Here is a 2,734-nt window from a genome sequence, read left to right on the forward strand (position 1 = left end):
ACTATATCTACATATCCGGCATCTGCAGCATAAGTTAATGCTGTTTTTCCATGTATACATGTAAGATTAACATTAGCATTCTGAGATAATAAAAGCAATACTACATCTTTATATCCTTTTGAAGCAGCAGTTATTAGAGCATTATGTCCCTGATTATCTCCATAGTCTATAAAATTTGAAATAGAACCTTGAGATATTAATCTTCTTATGCCGTTAGTATCGCCTGTATTGGCATATTCTAATAATTGATCCAATCTTCCTGTATTAACATTGGCAGTTTGAGCAAAAAGACTAAAAAATGTATTTAAAAATATCAAAATAAAAACTAAATAACGCATTTTTAATTCTTCCTTAAAGTATAGAATTTTAGCTATCATTAAATTTCGGAAATATATATATTAATTTTTAATAACTTTACAATTTATTTTCATTTATGACAAGTATATATGCTAAAAATTATTAAGATAATACTTATAAAGTTCTTTTTTTGTAGAATACAAGCTGACGCCTTTTACAGGGCTTATTTTTAAGGTAATTGTTGTAAGTTTTATCTTTTTAATGTCATTTATATGTAAAAAACGTTCTTTTAAAGCGTTTATTATATCAATAGTTATGCCTTTATCATTTACCCCATTATTATAATATTTATAAACTTCTTCACTATCTTCTAAAGTATAATCAGCATTATTATTATTAAGTATCTTAAAAAAATTATTTTCAGTAAAACGGCTTGTAAATATTATAGTTTCTAAATCTTTATAATTATTTTTATCTTTTACAATATCAGATAAAATATTATTATATTCTTTTATTATTAAATCAGTATCCCTAGCACTTTCAATATTTTTTCTTTCACATTTTGAAAATACATCAGCTATGCCTATTCTATTATTTTCAAAAAGTTTTTTCTTTTTACTTTTGTTAGTTAGAAAATCTTTATTATTTTTATAATCTATTTCAAAACTATCCGCTATTATCTTCCAAAACTCACTTTTTTTACTTGAATAATACCATGCATTTTCTCTTTCATAATCACTCAGCTTTTCAAACTTTTCAATATTAGAAAAATTAGGCACAGGAAAAGTACCCAATATTAAAACTCTCATTTTCTTTGGAAAGAAATTAATATCATCAAATACATGTTTTTCCATTTATTTTTTTATTATCCATAAAATTAAGCAGGATATTATTATTATAAATCCTAAAATACCCGTAATTATTCTAACTCCAATTTCTCCAAAAATATCATATATAGAAGCCATAAAATTTGAAGCATTAGGATTTAAAAGCCAATTCCATTTAAAAACAGCAGCTAAAATAAATAATAAGCCTGCCAATATGCCAATAATATAAGGATATTTATTCATATAAGATATTATACATACTCTCCATTAATTTAAAACAAATAATCATTAATAGTATAAAATTAGTTTATAATTCCAATAATATATTACCAAGACATTTGAAGTCCGAATCCAATATAAATATCATTTAAAGTAGGATAATTTCCTATTATATTTTTATCAAAACTTTTAGGCAGTCTTAAAGCCAATAATAAATAAGGCTCTCCTGTAACTACATTCTGATATCCTGATATTGGTATGCTTGCATTAAAGCCAGCCTTTAATGCAACAGACTGCATATAGTCCTTACAATAGTATGCATATCTATATGAAAGAGAAGCAAAAAAATTATCAAAATATATATGACTCAAATTAAACTGGGAATCCAAATAACCTAAAAGTTCAAAATCTCCAGCCAAAAAATAATTATCTTTATATTTTTTATTTTTCACATAGGCGTGAAACTCTTCCGGAGCCTTTACATATCTGCTTCCGAATACTGTAGAAGCTCCGTCAAATGCCGCAATACTGTCAAAAGCATAAGAACCATAAAAACTTGCTCTAATAGGAACATATCTAGTTTGAAATTTTGTACTGAAGTCAAGAGCAAATTTATTGTATTTAATTGAGTATGTAGGATATAATGTTATATCAACTAAACCATCTCTGTAAGGCTTATCCGTTTTTACTTTAAATAAAAGAGAAGCTTTTAAAGAAATATTGAAAGTCCATGAAGAATATTTCCAAGTAAATGCACTCGATGTATTAGTTTGAGGATTAACAAATTCAGAAAATAAAGCTCCTGATACAACAGGCTCAAGTAAAAAATAAAGTTTATCACTTTCTGTATTGATTAAAAACTGCATGGCGACATAAGCATTTAATCTCCAATAATTATAAGCAGAATACACAACATCGCTTTTAAATCCGAAATACAAAGGATAAAGCAAATTATACGATGTTAAAGTTAATTCTGTTTGAAGAAAATTAGAAGGTATATCATATCCTAACCAAATCTGTGCTATATTATCCATTGAAGGCGAAGCTATAACCGATAGTATGCCAAGTCCATTAACTAAAAAAGGAAATGTATCATTCACCTGAGGCAAAGGCACCCACATAGCCCAAGGCTTAATATATTTAAAAGGATTATAATTTCCTAAATCCATCTGAGGCGTAAATTCATACTTATTTATTGTTTTATCAGCATAAACAAAATTTTTATTCTCAGACTCCGTATCGCTGTATTTCATAAGCATATCGTATCTTGAGAATCTTCCTTTATAATAAATTTCATTGCCTGCATATACTGGAGCAAATACTCCGCCTGAATAATCTTTAGTATAAAGCTTCATGGAATTATTATTTAAATCAATTTCTCCAAGTTTATA

General features: G+C 26.5%; 3 protein-coding genes and 1 pseudogene. All 4 read right to left on the reverse strand.

The window, feature by feature from the left end:
• Window positions 1-338: ankyrin repeat domain-containing protein (locus Q0J90_RS12705; RefSeq protein ID WP_297278261.1), on the reverse strand; the 338-nt coding region annotated here is incomplete at its 3' end.
• Window positions 339-449: 111 nt separating this feature from the next.
• Window positions 450-1,151: a uracil-DNA glycosylase family protein gene (locus Q0J90_RS12710; RefSeq protein ID WP_297278262.1), complete on the reverse strand. Its 702-nt coding sequence runs from the start codon at window positions 1,149-1,151 to the stop codon at window positions 450-452.
• A complete protein-coding gene (locus Q0J90_RS12715) occupies window positions 1,152-1,367 on the reverse strand; it encodes an immunity 17 family protein (protein ID WP_297278263.1) in 216 nt (71 codons plus the stop codon).
• Between the two features lie 83 nt (window positions 1,368-1,450).
• Window positions 1,451-2,734: pseudogene (locus tag Q0J90_RS12720) on the reverse strand (TreP protein); the annotation flags it as partial.

Origin of the sequence: uncultured Brachyspira sp., assembly GCF_944390595.1 — a bacterium.
Classification (GTDB): domain Bacteria; phylum Spirochaetota; class Brachyspiria; order Brachyspirales; family Brachyspiraceae; genus Brachyspira.

Excerpts from the sequence above, each read along its gene's own strand:
- Q0J90_RS12715 (WP_297278263.1), bottom strand. The coding sequence starts at position 1,367 with ATGAATAAATATCCTTATATTATTGGCATATTGGCAGGCTTATTATTT.
- Q0J90_RS12710 (WP_297278262.1), bottom strand. The coding sequence starts at position 1,151 with ATGGAAAAACATGTATTTGATGATATTAATTTCTTTCCAAAGAAAATG.